Annotated in this window: 17 protein-coding genes and 1 pseudogene; 8 read left to right on the top strand and 10 right to left on the bottom strand. The window is 71.5% G+C overall.

Annotated elements, in window-relative coordinates:
• Window positions 1–109: 109 nt before the first annotated feature.
• Complete coding sequence (locus tag ACFY6S_RS27235) at window positions 110–1,705, bottom strand: FAD-binding oxidoreductase (RefSeq protein ID WP_388826900.1); 1,596 nt, start codon at window positions 1,703–1,705, stop codon at window positions 110–112.
• 209 nt (window positions 1,706–1,914) lie between these two features.
• On the bottom strand, window positions 1,915–2,118 hold the full coding sequence (locus tag ACFY6S_RS27230) for a hypothetical protein (protein WP_388826903.1): 204 nt from the start codon (window positions 2,116–2,118) through the stop codon (window positions 1,915–1,917).
• Between the two features lie 140 nt (window positions 2,119–2,258).
• Between ACFY6S_RS27230 and ACFY6S_RS27225 the strand changes: the two genes are divergently transcribed.
• Window positions 2,259–3,101, top strand: coding sequence for a hypothetical protein (locus tag ACFY6S_RS27225; RefSeq protein ID WP_388826906.1), 843 nt, complete (start codon window positions 2,259–2,261; stop codon window positions 3,099–3,101).
• Between the two features lie 169 nt (window positions 3,102–3,270).
• Window positions 3,271–3,498 (top strand): hypothetical protein, encoded by a 228-nt coding sequence (locus ACFY6S_RS27220; protein ID WP_388826909.1) that lies wholly within the window; start codon window positions 3,271–3,273, stop codon window positions 3,496–3,498.
• 188 nt (window positions 3,499–3,686) lie between these two features.
• On the opposite strand, the pseudogene ACFY6S_RS27215 reads toward ACFY6S_RS27220, so the two are convergent.
• Window positions 3,687–4,307: pseudogene (locus ACFY6S_RS27215) on the bottom strand (TetR/AcrR family transcriptional regulator); the annotation flags it as partial.
• A 135-nt stretch (window positions 4,308–4,442) separates the two neighbouring features.
• Here ACFY6S_RS27215 and ACFY6S_RS27210 point away from each other — a divergent pair.
• Genes ACFY6S_RS27210 through ACFY6S_RS27200 form a run of 3 tightly spaced genes read left to right on the top strand, consistent with a single transcriptional unit; the run spans window position 4,443 to window position 6,851 of the window.
• On the top strand, window positions 4,443–5,075 hold the full coding sequence (locus ACFY6S_RS27210; protein ID WP_388826911.1) for an MSMEG_1061 family FMN-dependent PPOX-type flavoprotein: 633 nt from the start codon (window positions 4,443–4,445) through the stop codon (window positions 5,073–5,075).
• A 21-nt stretch (window positions 5,076–5,096) separates the two neighbouring features.
• Complete coding sequence (locus ACFY6S_RS27205) at window positions 5,097–6,020, top strand: PDR/VanB family oxidoreductase (RefSeq protein WP_388826914.1); 924 nt, start codon at window positions 5,097–5,099, stop codon at window positions 6,018–6,020.
• A gap of 27 nt (window positions 6,021–6,047) precedes the next feature.
• On the top strand, window positions 6,048–6,851 hold the full coding sequence (locus ACFY6S_RS27200; protein WP_388826917.1) for a siderophore-interacting protein: 804 nt from the start codon (window positions 6,048–6,050) through the stop codon (window positions 6,849–6,851).
• 123 nt (window positions 6,852–6,974) lie between these two features.
• Here ACFY6S_RS27200 and ACFY6S_RS27195 read toward each other — a convergent pair whose 3' ends face one another.
• The gene (locus ACFY6S_RS27195; protein ID WP_388826920.1) at window positions 6,975–7,340 is read right to left on the bottom strand and encodes a metal-sensitive transcriptional regulator; all 366 of its coding nucleotides are present in this window, start codon (window positions 7,338–7,340) and stop codon (window positions 6,975–6,977) included.
• Window positions 7,341–7,550: 210 nt separating this feature from the next.
• On the opposite strand from ACFY6S_RS27195, the gene ACFY6S_RS27190 reads away from it, so the two are divergent.
• Together ACFY6S_RS27190 and ACFY6S_RS27185 are read left to right on the top strand one after the other, a co-directional pair.
• Window positions 7,551–8,171, top strand: coding sequence for a DUF47 domain-containing protein (locus ACFY6S_RS27190; protein ID WP_388826923.1), 621 nt, complete (start codon window positions 7,551–7,553; stop codon window positions 8,169–8,171).
• A gap of 5 nt (window positions 8,172–8,176) precedes the next feature.
• A complete protein-coding gene (locus tag ACFY6S_RS27185; RefSeq protein WP_388826926.1) occupies window positions 8,177–9,175 on the top strand; it encodes an anion permease in 999 nt (332 codons plus the stop codon).
• Between the two features lie 117 nt (window positions 9,176–9,292).
• Here ACFY6S_RS27185 and pstB read toward each other — a convergent pair whose 3' ends face one another.
• From pstB to pstS, 4 genes are all read right to left on the bottom strand, one after another.
• Window positions 9,293–10,069, bottom strand: coding sequence for a phosphate ABC transporter ATP-binding protein PstB (gene pstB, locus ACFY6S_RS27180; protein ID WP_388826929.1), 777 nt, complete (start codon window positions 10,067–10,069; stop codon window positions 9,293–9,295).
• Between the two features lie 58 nt (window positions 10,070–10,127).
• Complete coding sequence (gene pstA / locus ACFY6S_RS27175) at window positions 10,128–11,207, bottom strand: phosphate ABC transporter permease PstA (protein ID WP_388826932.1); 1,080 nt, start codon at window positions 11,205–11,207, stop codon at window positions 10,128–10,130.
• Window positions 11,204–12,205, bottom strand: a complete 1,002-nt coding sequence (pstC, locus tag ACFY6S_RS27170) for a phosphate ABC transporter permease subunit PstC (protein WP_388826935.1) — start codon at window positions 12,203–12,205, stop codon at window positions 11,204–11,206. Before pstC ends, pstA begins: the two co-directional genes overlap by 4 nt.
• 191 nt (window positions 12,206–12,396) lie before the next feature.
• Window positions 12,397–13,533: a phosphate ABC transporter substrate-binding protein PstS gene (gene pstS / locus ACFY6S_RS27165; protein ID WP_388826938.1), complete on the bottom strand. Its 1,137-nt coding sequence runs from the start codon at window positions 13,531–13,533 to the stop codon at window positions 12,397–12,399.
• Window positions 13,534–13,988: 455 nt separating this feature from the next.
• Here pstS and ACFY6S_RS27160 point away from each other — a divergent pair, with 455 nt between their 5' ends.
• A complete protein-coding gene (locus tag ACFY6S_RS27160; RefSeq protein ID WP_388826941.1) occupies window positions 13,989–14,420 on the top strand; it encodes a PPOX class F420-dependent oxidoreductase in 432 nt (143 codons plus the stop codon).
• A gap of 30 nt (window positions 14,421–14,450) precedes the next feature.
• On the opposite strand, the gene ACFY6S_RS27155 is transcribed toward ACFY6S_RS27160, so the two are convergent.
• Together ACFY6S_RS27155 and ACFY6S_RS27150 are read right to left on the bottom strand one after the other, a co-directional pair.
• Entirely contained in the window at window positions 14,451–14,903 is a 453-nt protein-coding gene (locus ACFY6S_RS27155) for an NUDIX hydrolase (RefSeq protein WP_388826944.1), read from the bottom strand.
• Window positions 14,900–15,961, bottom strand: a complete 1,062-nt coding sequence (locus ACFY6S_RS27150; RefSeq protein WP_388827729.1) for a CHAD domain-containing protein — start codon at window positions 15,959–15,961, stop codon at window positions 14,900–14,902. Before ACFY6S_RS27150 ends, ACFY6S_RS27155 begins: the two co-directional genes overlap by 4 nt.
• Between the last annotated feature and the right edge of the window lie 3 nt (window positions 15,962–15,964).

Raw genomic sequence — 15,964 nt, 5'->3', positions numbered from 1 at the left:
GTCCGCCGGCCCGGACGGCCACCTCGGTGAGCCGTCCGGGCTACCGCGCGTCACGTCCCCGCCCCGACCGGACCGGCCACCGGATCGGACCCGGACCTACCGGGCCGGGCTACAGGGCCTGCGGGAAGTCGAACAACCGGTCCGGGTCGTACCGCTTCTTGAGCCGGCTCAGCCGCTCGGCGGCCGGACCGTAGTACGCCGAGCGCCAGTTGGGCAGCGTGGGATCGACGTAATTCTGGTACGCGGCGCCCGACGCGTACCCGCGCATCGATCCATGAGCGCTTTTCAGCCATGCCCGCTGGGTGGTTCCGGCGGTTCCGTGCGGCCACGCGGCGATGTACTGCGCCAGCATCCGGGAACCCCGGTGGACGAAGGACGTGGCCAGCGGGTCCACCCGGTTGACGGCGCCGCCGAGCGCGGTGAGCGAGAGCGACCCGGTGCCGCCCGCCGCGGTGGGCAGCCGGGTGTACCGGTCGGCCGCCGCGACCAGCGCCCGGATTCCGTCGGCGGAGAGCGACCGGTCGAAGAAGTCGGAGGCGGCGGCGTACGTCTCGCGCTTGAGCGCGCCGCGCAGGGCCCGGCCCGGCGTCTCGCCCGGCAGCCGGCACTGGTCCTCGGAGTACTCGGAGCATCCCGCGTACACGAGCATGGCCTCCTCGTAGCCGCGTTCCCGCAGCGAGACGGAGGCGGCGTAGCCCGCGCGGTCGCCCAGGCGGTCGACGGCGTCGCGCAGGCCGGACTCGCCGCCCAGGCCGAAGGCGGAGACGGAGAGGGTGGGGGCGACACCGCCGGGGCCGGCGTCGAGGTGCAGGGAGGACCAGATCTCGTCGGGCTGGTCGGGGCCCCACTCCTGCCAGGCGGCGATCACGTCCGCGGCCTTCGACCACGGCCAGGTCAGATACGCGGAGGTGGTGGTGGGCGCCGGATGGGTGTCGAAGCGGAGTTCGGTGACGACGCCGAAGTTGCCGTTCCCCGCGCCGCGCAGCGCCCAGAACAGGTCCTTCTCGCGTCGCGCGTCGGCGGTCAGCCGCTTGCCGTCGGCCGTGATGAGGGTGGCGGAGACGAGGCTGTCGCAGGTGAGACCGTAGGCGCGGGCGGCGACGCCGTGGCCGCCGCCGAGGGTGAGCCCGGAGATGCCGACGGTGGGGCAGGACCCGGCGGGGATCGTGCGGCCGTGGCGCGCGAGGGCCCGGTAGACGTCGGCGAGTTTGGCGCCCGCGCCGATGATGCCGTCCGACGCCCGGCTCAGTGAGTCCAGCGCGGATATGTCGATGACGAGGCGTCCGTTGCCGCTGGACCAGCCCGCGTACGAGTGGCCCCCGTTGCGGATCGAGACGGGGGTGGAGTGGGCGCGGGCGAAGGCGAGGCACTCCTGGATGTCGGATTCACCGGCCACATAGGCGATGGCCGCGGGCTTCAGGTCGTCGAAGCGGGTGTTGTAGAGCCGGCGGGCCGAGTCGTACGTGGCGTCCTGCGGCCGGACGAGCCGGCCGTCGAGGCCGTGCGCCAGCGCGCTCCAGTCGGGTGCGGCGGCGGAGGTGCGGGGGGCGGGGACGCGGCCGGTCGAGGTGGTCGCCGGGCCTCCGCCGCCCTTCGCGTCCGGGCTGTGCGGGGCGTCCGTGCCGCCGCCGGGTCCGGTGGAGCAGCCGGTGGCGACGGTGGTCGCGGCCAGTGCGGCGGCGGTGAGCAGCGTGCGCCGTTGCATACGACGGACCTCCTGGTGGCTGAGCCCGGGGCGCGGGTACGGCGTCCCGTTCCGTTGTTGTGGGGACGGGACGCGCGCGGCTCCGGGTTCCCGGATTCCCACGGGTTCCACCGGTTCTGCGGCTTCCACCGGTTCGGCGAGCGGGGCGTTGTGCGCGCGGACGGGAACGGGACGCCGGGCGGACGACCGGCCGGGCGCGGGTCTCCGGGCTACCGGCCGTCGGGGCGTGGCGCCTCGGCGTGCGAGCCCGCGTCCGTGCGCGCGAGGTCGCGCGATCTGCGGGCCGGACCCGACCAGCCGCAGACGCAGCGCGCCAGGCAGAACGAGCCGCGTTCGACCGTCGAGGTCCGGTGCGCCGGCGTGGTGCCCGGCGGGGTGGCGGTGGGGGGAACGGAGGTGTCTTGCTCGCACACCTCTCCACCGTACCCGCGCGTAGCTGTCCGGTATCCACCACTGTCGGGTGGGTTCGGCGTGACGGGGGGCGCGGGGCGTCGTTATCCGGTGCGGGTGCGATTCGGACAAGCGGCGGCTGGGTGTTGGGGGTCGGCAGGCGATGGTGACGGGGCAGCACAGACGCGGCGGCGCGGCGGTCGCTGCCATGACCGTGGCCGGGGTCGTGGCCATGACCGCCGGATGCGCGGGCGGTGGCGTGAGCGGTGGCGCCGGCGAGGCCGCCGCCGACCGCCCGGGACGGCAGGCAGCGTCGGTGCGGAAGGCGGCCGATGTCCTGCTGGCGGCGGGGAGTTCGAAGGCCCGTACGTCGATAGAGATGGCGGCCGGCGGGACCCGGGTGACCATCAGGGGCGAGGGCGGCTACGACTTCGGGCGGCGGATGGGGCACCTCCGCCTCGTGCTGCCCAAGGACCCCTCGGGCGCGGACGAGCACCGGCCCATCACCGAACTGCTGGCGCCCGACGCCCTGTACATGAAGAACCGCGGCGCCGGGGTGCCGGACGACAAGTGGGTCAGGGTCGACTCCACCACCCTGGACGACGGGAACCTCGTCACGGGCGGCGCGACCGATCCGCTGACCGCCGCCGAGCTGCTGCGCACCGCGACGGACGTGAGGTTCGTCGCCGAGCAGGACCTCGCGGGCACCCGGGTGTGGCACTACCGGGGCGTCGCGGACATCGCGCGGGCCGCACGGACGGCCTCGCCGTTCGCGCGCGGGGCACTGGCGGCCGCGGCGAAAGGGTTCGCCAGGGAAGCGGTGCCGTTCGACGCGTATCTGGACGAGGCCGGGCGGCTGCGCAAGGTGCGCCACCGGTTCAGCTACGTCAACCAGGGGCGTACGGTCGCGGTCGCGTCGACGACCCTGCTGTACGCCTTCGGGGAGCCGGTCGTTCTCACGCTTCCGCCGAAGGGCGACATCTACGACGGCGAGATCGGGACCTGAGCCGCCGGTGGCCGGCCGGGCGCCTTCGCCGACCGGCCCCGAGCCGCCGCTACGGACCCGGCCGTAACCGTCCAGGACCAAGCCGGAAATGGTCCGGACGTGCCATGCGCGGTGTGTATCACGCTCCCTACGCTAGGAAGTCGAGACCGGCAGGAAGAGGTGACAGCACGTGGCCCTGTCGCGCACGCCCGCAGTCCACGACCACGTGGCCCTCGCCGAGATCGAGTGGTGCGGGGAGCTGATGATCGCCGCGTCGGCCACTGACGGGGACCGGCTCAGCCCCGACCGTATCGACGAGGTGCTGAACGTACGGCGCGAGCGCCCCGTGCCGTCCGCCCGCCCCCATCAGCCGTCCCGGTCGCCCCGGCGGCGGGAGTCCTGCGGGGGCGGCGAGTGAGAGGGCGCCGGGCGCGGTGACGGCGCGGCGGTCGGGGCCTGCCGGCTGTCCCCGTCGCGATCGGCCTCGTCCCTGTCGTCCCCGTCCCTGCCGTCCCCGTCGCGATCGGCCTTGTCCCTGCCGTCCCCGTACCTGCCGTCCCCGTCGCTGCCGTCCCCGTCCGGCGCCGGGTGCTCCGCCGTCCGGACCGGCCCGCCCGTGAAGTAGCGGATCAGCATGGAGACGAGTTCCCGCTCCATGCCGGGGATGTCGATGGGGTCGGGCGCGGCGATGAGCTGGTGGACGGTGAGTTCGACCGTGGAGACGGCGAGCCGGGCGGCGATGTACGGGTCGTCGACCCGGGCCTCCGGGTGGTTCTCCAGCAGTTCGCGCACACAGGTGACGCGCGCCCGCTCGTGCCGGGAGATCCTCTCGATCAGCTCGGGCGACCGGGGCGCCTGCTCGAACATGACGCGGAGCAGCTGCGGGTCGTCGAGGTGGTTCTCGATCGCGGCGCGCACGTGGCCGCGCACGATCTCTTCGAGTGACGTGGCGAGCGCGCCGCCGTCGACGGCCGGGAGGGCGCCCATCCCGGTGTCCAGGTGGCGGGTCATCAGCTCCACGAGGATCGCGTCCTTGTTCGGGTAGTACTGGTACAGCGAGCCGATCGAGATCCGTGCCTGCTCCGCGATCCGGTTGGTGGTCCCCGCGGCATAGCCGTACTCGGCGAAAACGTGAGCAGCGGCGGCGAGGATGCGCTGCCTGGTGAGCTCGGCGCGGGCCTGGCGTGGCTCTTTACGTGGCTGAAGCCGGCGACGGGCCGATGTCATGGCACCTCCTGGACAGTCCCGCGAAAGCGAGTGGCGCGAGACCTGAGTAATTACTCACAATGTTGCCATGAGCTGCGGCGGAGCGATACGTGGAGCCGTCGGCAGCAGCCCGGCACGCCCTTGTGAGGAGTCTTCGTGACGACACATGCAGGCATACGGCCCCGGCGGGTTCCGCCGGCCGAGGTCCTCGCCAGGCTCGGGGAACCCGAGCCCATGGCCAAGGCCAAGATCTTCGACCACGTCGACGAGCAGTGCCGCCGCTTCATCGCGCACGCGCCGTTCCTGGCCATGGCCACGGCGGACGCGGCGGGGCGCGTGGACAGCTCACCCCGTGGCGACTATCCGGGGTTCGTGAAGGTCCTGGACGAACGGACCCTGGCGATTCCCGACCGGCCCGGCAACAAGATCGCCGACTCCTTCCGCAATCTCGCGGAGAACGACGGGATCGGGCTGCTCTTCCTGATACCGGGGGTGCGGGAGACGCTGCGGGTCAACGGCTCCGCCTATCCCACCGACGAACCCGAGGTGCTCGCCCGGATGCGGACCGAGGCCAGGGAGCCGGAGCTGGCGATCGTCGTCGAGGTGGCGGAGGTCTACCCGCACTGCGGCCGCGCGCTCATCCGCTCCCGGCTGTGGGACCCCGCGAGCCAGGCCCTCGCCCGGGAGATCCCGTCGGCCGGCGAGTTCGCCGTCGCCATGCTCGGGCTCGACATCCCGGCGGAGGCGCTCGACCGGGGTCTCGTCGACGCCTACCGGAAGCTCTACTGACCGGGCCATGGGTGAATCACGGTGAATGAACCACTGACGCAGCGGACCGTCGTCGACCGGATCGACCGGGTCGCCGAGGACGTCGTCTCCCTCGTCCTGCGCGGTGCCGCCAGTCCGCTGGCGGCCTGGGCGCCGGGAGCCCATATCGACCTGGCCCTGCCGAACTGGCTGACCCGGCAGTACTCCCTGTGCGGAGATCCGGCGGACCGGGAGTCCTACCGCGTCGCGGTCCGGCACGAGCGCCTGAGCCGGGGCGGTTCGGAGTACGTCCACCGCTTCCTGCGCCCCGGCCGGCCCCTCGACGTGTCGTTGCCGCGCAACCACTTCCCGCTCGAACCCGCGCCCGCCTACCTGTTCCTGGCGGGCGGGATCGGGATCACCCCGGTCCTGCCGATGCTGCGGGCGGCGGTCGCCGCGGACGTTCCGGCGTCGCTCGTCTATCTGGGGCAGTCCGTCGCGACCATGCCCTTCGTGGACGAGCTGCGTTCCTCGTACGGCGAGCGGGTACGGATCGTCGCCACGGGCCGGCAGGGCAGACCCGATCTCGCCGCCCTGGCCGCCGCGCTGCCGCCGGGCGCGCTCGTCTACTGCTGCGGTCCGGCGCCGATGCTCGACGCGGTGTCGGCTGCGTTCCCCGCCGACCGGCTGCGTACGGAGCGGTTCCAGCCGATGGCCAGGACGTTCGCCCCGAACACCGGGTTCGAGGTGGTGTGCGCCCGGTCGGGCGGGACGGTCCCGGTGCCGCCCGACGAGTCGCTGCTCGACGCCCTCAACAACGCCGGACATCCGTTGCCCTCCGGCTGCCGCGAAGGGGTCTGCGGCAGCTGCGAACTCACCGTCCTCGACGGCGGGATCGAGCACCGGGACGACATCGGCGCGCCGGCGGGACGCATGTACGCCTGCGTCTCGCGGGCGCTGTCCCGGCGGCTCGTCGTGGACCTCTGACCCGTACGACAGAGAGTGGAGCAAGACATGCTGCCCAAGGTGCGCGCACCGGAGACGCGACGAATGATCACCCTGGAGGTACGCCGGAACACGAGGCTGTCACCGGGTTTCTCGGCCATCACGCTCGGCGGCCCCGAACTGGAACACCTGGAGCCGATGGGCTACGACCAGGCCGTGCGGCTGTTCCTCCCCCGGGAGGGGCAGGACGGGCTGACGATGCCGACCCTCTCCAGCGAGGCGTGGATGGCGCAGGTGCTCGTGCTGCCGAAGTCGCGCCGGCCCCGGGTGCGCAACTACACCATCCGCCGGACCCGGCCGGAACTCAACGAGGTGGACATCGAGTTCGCGCTGCACGGCGTCGGCCCGGCCGCCGCCTGGGCCCGGGGCGCCAAGCCCGGGGACCCGGCGGGGATCTTCGACATGGGTATGAGCTATCTGCCGCCGGCCGGAGCCGAGTGGCAGCTGCTCGTCGGCGACGAGAGCGCCGTGCCCGCGATCCTCGCCATCCTGGAGCACGCTCCCGCCTCGCTGGTCGCTGACGTCTTCCTGGAGGTGGCCTCGGACGAGGACATCCGTACGGACATCACCGCTCCCGACGGCGTACGCGTGCACTGGCTGGCCCGTGACGGCGCGGACGTGCGGCCCGGCGCCCTGGCCCTCGAAGCGGTCAGGGCGCTCGCGCCGCGACCGGGCCGCTCCTACACCTGGGTCGCGGGGGAGTCGGGTCTCGCCACCGGGGTCCGCCGCCACCTGGTGCGGGACCGGGGTGTGCCGAAGGCCGACATCGCGTTCTACGGCTACTGGCGCTACGGCCGCTCCAGCATCGGCTGATCCGGCCCGGGCTGATCCGGCCCGCCCCGCCCCGCCGGGCACGGTGGCCGGCGGTGCCGGGGGCGTCGGCCGGGCCCGGTGGCCGTGTCGGTTATGTCACGCGCGTCAGGTGTTTCCGGCGGGTCAGGTACGCAACAGCCGCGCGATCGCCTTCGTCGCCTCTTCCACCTTCGCGTCGATCTCCGCGCCGCCCTTGACCGCCGCGTCGGCCACGCAGTGGCGCAAATGCTCCTCCAGGAGCTGGAGCGCGAAGGACTGGAGGGCCTTCGTGGAGGCCGAGACCTGGGTGAGTATGTCGATGCAGTAGACGTCCTCGTCCACCAGCCGTTGCAGGCCCCGGATCTGGCCCTCGATCCGGCGCAGCCGCTTGAGGTGCTCGCCCTTCTGGTGGTGGTAGCCGTGCACCCCCCGGTCGTGATCGGTGGTGACGGGTGCGGCTGCGGAGGGCGCGTCGCTCGTCGCCGCGCCTGCCGCCTCGGTGGTCGTCATCGCGTCCTCCCGCTTGTGCTGACCGAAGTACTGACCGGAAAAGGGGTATATACCCCACCTGGGTATATGGTACCCGTCTGTGAACCTTGGGGCAGGGCCATGTGCTCATCACCTTGCCCCATGAGTGACACTGGGACAGCCGGTTAGCCGTGGCCGGATGATGCGCCTAGCATCACCCCTGACCGAATCCATGTAACCCGAGGACCCCACGTGCGATTTCGTCTGACCCCCAGGGAGACGAGCTTCTACGACATGTTTGCCGCGTCCGCGGACAACATCGTCACGGGCTCCAAGCTCCTGATGGAACTCCTCGGGGCGGATTCCTCCGCCAGGGCCGAGATCGCGGAGCGGATGCGGGCGGCCGAGCACGCGGGTGACGACGCCACTCACGCGATCTTCCACCAGCTGAACTCCTCCTTCATCACGCCGTTCGACCGCGAGGACATCTACAACCTCGCCTCGCAGCTCGACGACATCATGGACTTCATGGAGGAGGCCGTCGACCTGGTCGTCCTCTACAACATCGAAGAGCTGCCCAAGGGCGTCGAGCAGCAGATCGAGGTCCTCGCCAGGGCCGCGGAGCTGACCGCCGAGGCCATGCCGCATCTGCGGACGATGAGCAACCTCACCGAGTACTGGATCGAGGTCAACCGGCTGGAGAACCAGGCGGACCAGATCCACCGCAAGCTGCTGGCCCATCTCTTCAACGGCAAGTACGACGCGATGGAGGTGCTCAAGCTCAAGCAGATCGTCGATGTGCTCGAAGAGGCCGCCGACGCGTTCGAGCACGTCGCGAACACGGTGGAGACCATCGCGGTCAAGGAGTCCTGAACCACGTGGACACCTTTGCGCTGATCGTGACCATCGGTGTCGCGCTCGGCTTCACGTACACGAACGGCTTCCACGACTCCGCGAACGCCATCGCGACCTCGGTGTCCACCCGGGCGCTCACCCCGCGCGCGGCCCTCGCGATGGCGGCGGTGATGAACCTCGCCGGGGCCTTCCTCGGCCAGGGGGTCGCCAAGACCGTCAGTGAGGGCCTGATCGCCACCCCGCACGGCTCGCGGGGGATGGGCATCCTCTTCGCCGCGCTCGTCGGCGCGATCGTCTGGAACCTGGTCACCTGGTACTTCGGGCTGCCGTCCTCGTCCTCGCACGCGCTGTTCGGCGGCATGGTGGGAGCGGCGCTGGCCGGCGGCACGGAGGTGATCTGGAGCGGGGTGCTGGAGAAGATCGTCATCCCGATGTTCATCTCCCCGGTGATCGGGCTGGTCGTCGGCTATCTGGTGATGGTCGGCATCATGTGGATCTTCCGCAGGACCAACCCGCACAAGGCCAAGCGCGGTTTCCGCATAGCGCAGACCGTGTCGGCGGCGGGAATGGCGCTCGGCCACGGTCTCCAGGACGCGCAGAAGACCATGGGCATCGTGGTGATGGCGCTGGTCATCGCCGATGTCGAGGGACAGGGCGACGCCATTCCGGTCTGGGTGAAGATCGTCTGCGCGCTGATGCTCTCACTCGGCACGTACGCGGGCGGCTGGCGCATCATGCGCACCCTGGGCCGCAAGATCATCGAGCTGGACCCGCCGCAGGGGTTCGCGGCGGAGACCACGGGCGCGTCCATCATGTTCGGTTCGGCGTTCCTCTTCCACGCCCCGATCTCCACGACGCATGTGATCACCTCCGCGATCATGGGTGTGGGCGCGACGAAGCGGGTCAAGGCGGTGCGCTGGGGGATCGCCAAGAACATCATTCTGGGCTGGTTCATCACCATGCCGGCGGCGGCGCTGGTGGCGGCGCTGAGCTTCTGGGTCGTGAATCTGGCGTTCGGCTGACCGTACGCGAAAAGAGGGCCCGCCCCCTGGGAGAGGGGGCGGGCCCTTCGTCGTGCGGTGGCACCGCCATGCAGCACCGCAGGACGCTCGATCGCCCACCCGGGCCCGAAGGCGGGCCTAGCCGAAGCGGCCGGAGATGTAGTCCTCCGTCGCCTGCACGGACGGGTTGGCGAAGATCCGCTCGGTCTCGTCTATCTCGACCAGCTTGCCGGGCTGGCCGACGGCCGCCAGGTTGAAGAAGGCCGTACGGTCCGAGACGCGTGCCGCCTGCTGCATGTTGTGCGTCACGATGACGATCGTGAAGCGCTCCTTCAGCTCCCCGATCAGGTCCTCGATGGCGAGGGTCGAGATCGGGTCGAGGGCGGAGCACGGCTCGTCCATCAGCAGGACCTGCGGCTCGACCGCGATGGCGCGGGCGATGCACAGGCGCTGCTGCTGGCCGCCGGAGAGCCCGGAGCCGGGCTTGTTCAGCCGGTCCTTGACCTCGTTCCAGAGGTTGGCGCCCCTGAGCGACCGCTCGACGATCTCCGCCAGGTCGCTCTTGCGGGCCATGCCGTTGAGCCGCAGCCCCGCCGCGACATTGTCGAAGATCGACATGGTGGGGAACGGGTTCGGGCGCTGGAAGACCATGCCGACCGTACGGCGGACCGCGACGGGGTCGACGTTCGCGCCGTACAGGTTCTCGTCGTCCAGGAGCACCTTGCCCTCCACGCGGCCACCGGGGGTGACCTCGTGCATGCGGTTCAGGGTGCGCAGGAAGGTGGACTTGCCGCAGCCGGACGGGCCGATGAAGGCGGTCACGGAGCGGGGCTCCACGGTCATGGAGATGTCGTCGATGGCGCGGTGGGAGCCGTAGTAGGCGGTCAGGCCGCTGACGTCGATGCGCTTGGCCATGTGGGATCACTGCTTCTTTCCGGTGGGCCCCGCGGCGGCGGAGCCGGATATCGGGGCCTCAGCGGCCGGTCTTGGGGGCCTTCCAGCGGGCGATGCCGCGCGCCACCAGGTTGAGGACCATCACGAACGCGATCAGCAGGAGAGCCGCCGACCAGGCCCGGTTGATCGACTCGACCTCGCCGATCTTGTACTGCTCGTAAATGTAGAAGGGCAGCGAGGACTGGGCTCCGTTGAAGGGGTCCATGTTGATGAACTGGCTGCCGTAGACGAGCAGGATGACCGGCGCGGTCTCACCCGCGATACGCGCGATGGCGAGCATCACCCCGGTGGAGATGCCGCCGACCGCGGTCGGCAGGACGACCTTGAGGATCATGCGCCACTTCGGCACGCCCAGGGCGAGCGCGGCCTCGCGCAGCTCGTTCGGTACGAGCTTGAGCATCTCCTCGGTGGAACGCACCACGACCGGCACCATCAGGATGCTCAGGGCGATCGCGCCCATCAGCCCCGACGGGCCGATCTTGGCCATCAGCATGATCGACAGGATGAACAGACCCGCGACGATGGACGGGATACCGGTCATGACGTCCACGAAGAACGTGACGGCCCTGGCCAGCGGGCCCTTGCCGTACTCCACCAGATAGACGGCGGTGAGCAGACCGATCGGCGTGGCGATCACGGTGGCGATGCCGACCTGCTCCAGGGTCCCGATCAGCGCGTGGTAGACGCCGCCGTTCGGGTCCGTGCCGATGACTCCGGCCATGGAGTGCGTCAGGAAGTGGAGGTCCAGGGAGTTCGCACCGCGGCTGACGGTGGTCCAGAGCAGCGAGACCAGCGGGATGACCGCGAGGACGAAGCAGACCCAGACGACGCTGGTGGCGAGACGGTCCCTGGCCTGCCGGCGGTTCTCGACCACCGTGGTGACGGTGTACGAGACGACGAGGAAGGCCACGACGGCGATCAGGCCCCACTGGACCTTGCTGCTCAGCCCGGCGCCCGCGCCGACGCCGGCGCCGACGAGGAGGCCGGCGGCGGCGAATCCGGCGGGCGCCCAGCGCGGCAGGCTGCGCTGGCTGAGGCTTCCCGGCCCGCCCGGCGGTTCCACCGGGGTGCGCGTGTCCTTGATGGCGGTGTTGGTCATGCGTTGGCCCCCGAGTACTCCTTGCGGCGCGCGATGATCAGCCGGGCCGCGCCGTTCACCAGCAGGGTGAGGACGAAGAGGACCAGACCGGAGGCGATCAGGGCGTCACGCCCGAGCGGGTTGGCCTCGTCGAACTTCGCCGCGATGTTCTGGGCGAACGTGCCGCCGCCCGGGTCGAGCAGGTGGAGCGAGATCAGATAGTTCGGGGAGAGGACCGTGGCGACGGCCATGGTCTCGCCGAGCGCGCGGCCGAGCCCCAGCATGGAGGCGGAGATGACGCCGGAGCGTCCGAAGGGCAGCACGGAGAGCCGGATGACTTCCCAGCGCGTCGCGCCGAGGGCGAGGGCCGCCTCCTCGTTCATCCGCGGCACCTGGAGGAAGACCTCCCGGCTGACGCTGGTCACGATCGGCAGGATCATGATCGCCAGCAGGATGCCGACGGTGAGCATGTTGCGGGCCACGCCGGGCTGGGTCTGGTCGAAGACGTACGTCCAGGCGAAGTACCGGTCGAGCCAGAGGTTGAGTCCGCCGAGGTACGGGACGAGGACGAGGGCGCCCCAGATGCCGTAGATGATGCTCGGCACGGCGGCCAGCAGATCCACCACGTAGGCGAGGGGCGCGGCCACCTTGCGCGGCGCGTAGTGCGAGATGAACAGCGCGATGCCGACAGCGATCGGAACCGCGATGACCATCGCGATGATCGAGCTGACGACCGTGCCGAAGAGCAGGACCGCGATGCCGAAGACCGGCGGGTTCGCGGAGGGGTTCCAGTCGAAGGTGGTGAAGAAGTTGCCCTGGTCCTTGGAGATGGCGATGGCGGCGCGGTAGGTCAGGAACCCCGCGATCGACGCCATGACCACGAGCAGCAGAATGCCCGAGCCCTTGGAGAGGCCCGAGAAGATCTTGTCGCCCGCGCGCCCCGTGGAACCGCTGAGGGAGGGGCCGGCGGGGGGCGCCGGCGGGGCCGGCGGGGTGTCTATCGGGGTGGTGGAAGCCATGTCTTTCCGGTCTGTGTGGGGGAGCGGGGCTCCCCTGGCGGCGGTGCACCGGATGGGGGGGATGGGGCGGGCCGGCCGTGGTGGGGCCGGGCTGGGTGCCGGGCCGGAGGGCCGGGCCGACCGGCCGGCCCGGGGGGCGGTTGCGGGAACCGCCCCCCGGGAGGCGCCCCGGGGGGCGCCTTGGCCGGCTGCTAGCTGAGGGAGGCGACCGTCTCGCGGACCTTGGCGTTGATCTCCGCCGGGATCGGCGCGTAGCCGGCCTCGGAGAGCACCTTCTGGCCCTCGTCGCTGGAGGTGTAGGTCAGGAAGGACTTGACCGTGCCGAGGGAGTCGGGCTTGTTGCCCTTGTCGCAGGCGATCTCGTACGTCACCAGGACGATCGGGTAGGCGCCGTCGGCCTTGGTGGCGTAGTCGAGGTCGAGCGCCAGGTCCTTGCCGGTGCCCTTGATCTTGGCGGCGGCGATGGCCTTGGAGGCGTTCTCGGAGGTCGCCTCGACCGGGGCGCTGGCGCCGGTGTCGATCTTGACGGTGGAGATCTTCTGCGAGGTGGCGTAGGAGAGCTCGAAGTAACCGATCGAGCCGTCGACCTGCTTCACCTGGGTGGCGACGCCGGACGAACCGGACGCGGCCTGGCCGCCGGGGGCGGGCCACTTCTTCTCGGCCTCGTACTTCCAGTCCGTGGCGGCGGTGGCGCCCAGGTACTTGCCGAGGTTCTGCGTGGTGCCGGAGTCCTCGGAGCGGTGGAACGCCTGGATCGGCTTGTTCGGGAGCTTGACGTCGGGGTTGAGCTTCTTGATCGCCGCGTCGTCCCAGTTCTTTATCTTGCTGTCGAAGATCTTGGCGAGCGTGGGGGCGTCGAGGACCAGGCTGTCCACACCCTCCAGGTGGTAGCCGATCGCGATGGGGCCGCCGACCATCGGCAGGTTGATGCCCTGGCCGCCGTCCGTGCAGGTCTTCTTCGAGTCGGCGACCTCTTCGGGCTTGAGCGCCGAGTCGGAACCGGCGAAGCCGACGGAGCCCTGGTTGAACGCGACGATGCCCTCACCGGAGGAGGACGACCGGTAGTTGACCTGCACACCGGAACACGTGGCCATGTAGTTCTTGACCCACAGGTCCATGGCGTTCTTCTGCGCGCTGGAGCCGGAGGCGAGCAGCTCGCCCTTGGCGTCCTTGCACATCGCGCTCGACGCGGCGCTGGTCTGCTTCGCCGCGTCACCGGAGCCGTCGCTGTTGTTGTCCGAGCCGCACGCCGTGAGAACCAGGGCGCCGGAGACGGCGAGGGCACCGAGCGCGGTGGCGCGCAGCCCGTTCTTGCGCTGAAGCTTCACTTCGGGTGTTCCTTCCAGAAGCCGCCGGTGGCTTTCGTTCTACGGCGGCGTGCGAGGTGGTGGTGGGTGCGGCGGCCATCCGCGCACCGTGTAAGGCCGAAATTAGGCAGAACAGGTGAAGCCGTCGACGGGGACGAGTGAACGGCAGGTGAACCGTGGCGGGCGGCCCGGTGCGGGGGCGGATCCGTACCGGGCGTCACTGTGCGTGTGCGGCGGCAGGGCCGGTGCGGGAGAGCCGGGACGCCCTCGTGCGGTATCTCCGCGCCCTGGACATGGACGACATCGCCGTGGTCGTGCGCCGGGCCGCGAGGACGGAGTCGGAGTATCGGACCTGACCCGACCCGGCCTGGCCCTCCGGTCGGGTGGCGTCAGGTCGGCTTGGGCCGTACGAGTGGACCGGGGGCCGGGCGCCGGAATCCTGGAATACCGGCCACCGCGCCACGGGTTGGGCCGACATGGCAGACACTTCCTTTGACCCGCACACGCTGCTCGCGCAGAGCCGCCTCGGTGTGCTCGCGACGATCAAGTCCGATGGAGGCCCGCAGCTTTCGCCCGTCATGCCGTCGTACGACCGGGACGCCGGTGTCATTCGGGTGTCGACGACCGAGGCGACCGCCAAGACCGCGAACCTGCGCCGGGACCCGCGCGCCGCGCTGGAGGTGACCAGTCCGGACGGTTGGGCGTGGGCCACCGCCGAGGGCTCGGTCACGCTCATCGGGCCGGGGACCGACCCGCAGGGTCCCGAGGTCCAGGCGCTGGTGGACTACTACCGTGCCGTGGCCGGCGAGCACCCGGACTGGGACGAGTACCGGTCGGTCATGGTGGCCGACCGCAGGGTGCTGATCACGTTGACGGTCGGCAACGTGTACGGCTCCAAGGTCCGTTGAGCCGCGGACCCTCGACCTGCGGGTGTCGGTTCACGTCCCGTGCGGTGACTCCAGCAGCGCGTCCACCAGCAGGCGGTCCCTGGGCTGGGTGAGTCGGGGGCGGGCCTCCGCCGGGGGGAGCCACAGCACACGGTCGACCTCGTCGTTGGGGGTGAAGCGGCCGGCGGTGGCCTCGGCCGCCCAGTAGGTGACCTCCTTGGGGCGGCCCTGGGCCTCGTAGTGGACCGTGTCGAGGAAGGGGCCGGGGGCGCAGTGGTGGCCGGTCTCCTCCAGTACTTCGCGGACCGCCGCCGTCAGGGCGGATTCGCCGCGCTTGAGTTTGCCCTTCGGGTGGGACCAGTCGTCGTACTTGGGGCGGTGGACGAGGCAGAGCTCGATCCGGCCCGTCCGGGAAGGGGCCGGGCGCCACAGGACGCACCCCGCCGCGCGCACCGGGCCGGGGGGCCGGCCGGGTACGGGGCCGGGTGGCCCGGGCGCCGTCATCGGTGCGCCGCCGTCTGCCGCCAGAGCTGCTGGAAGGCGTAGCGGGCGGCCTCGACCTCGTGGCGCTGGTCGGCGTGGAGGATGCCGAGCGCGTAGGCCGTCGCGGGGGCGATACGGGGGGTGCGGGCCGCGTTCGCGGCGGCGGCGGCCGCTTCGGCGGCGTCGCGGTGGCGGTCCAGGGCCTGGCCGGCGGCCCGGAGAGCCGGGTCGGGGGCGCCGCCGGCGTACCGGACCTCCTGTGCGTAGCGGTGCATGCGCAGGAGCCGGCGTACGTGGTGCCAGGGCGCGTCCTGCGCCTCGCCGTCGGAGGCGGTGGCCGGGCCGTGGACCAGGGCGTCGGCGTTGTACGGATGGGCCGCGCGGGCCAGCGGGAGCGTCGCCACGGCGTCCAGCAGCCGGCGCTCGGCCGCCTCCACGGGGGCGGCCAGCGCCTCGGCGGCGGGGCCCTGCGCGAGCGGTGACAGCAGGAGTTCGGAGGCGAGCACGGCCACGGTGTCGGCCACCGCGTGGAAGCGGGACGAGCCGAGCGCCTGGAGCGTCGCGGAGTGCGCGCGGGTACGGGCCAGGGTCAGCCGGCGTTCGAGCAGCGCGCCCGCCCGGGAGGCCCCGACCGTCAGCGTGCCCGCCACCGCCGTACCCGCCGGTGACGGACCATCCGGCGACGGATCACCCGGCGGTGTCTCCGTACGCGCCCCGGGCAGCGCCGCCGCACCCGCCCCGCCGGTCCCGCCGCCCGACAGCCGGGCCAGCGCCCCGAGCAGCCGGTGCAGCCGGGCCGCGCACGCGTGTTCCTGGGCCAGGGTGCCGGAGAGCCAGCCCAGCTCCGTACGGAACGGGTCGGCCCAGCCGGGGTCCAGCAGCGGCCGGAACGTGTGCAGCCCGCCGCCGATCCGGCGCGCCGCGCCGCGCATCGTACGGGCCGCCGCCTCGGCCGACGCGGTGTCGGCGCCGCTCTCGCCGTACAGCCGCAGTCCGCGCAGGAAGTCACCCGCGCGCGCGTGCAGATACCCGGCGAGAAGATCGCCCCCGCTGAGCCCCCCGCCCGGTCCTTCGGTCAGGTC

The sequence above is a fragment of the Streptomyces sp. NPDC012835 genome (genome assembly GCF_042900885.1).
In the GTDB taxonomy this organism is placed as follows: domain Bacteria; phylum Actinomycetota; class Actinomycetes; order Streptomycetales; family Streptomycetaceae; genus Streptomyces.
This window is presented reverse-complemented; position numbering and strand designations above follow the sequence as displayed.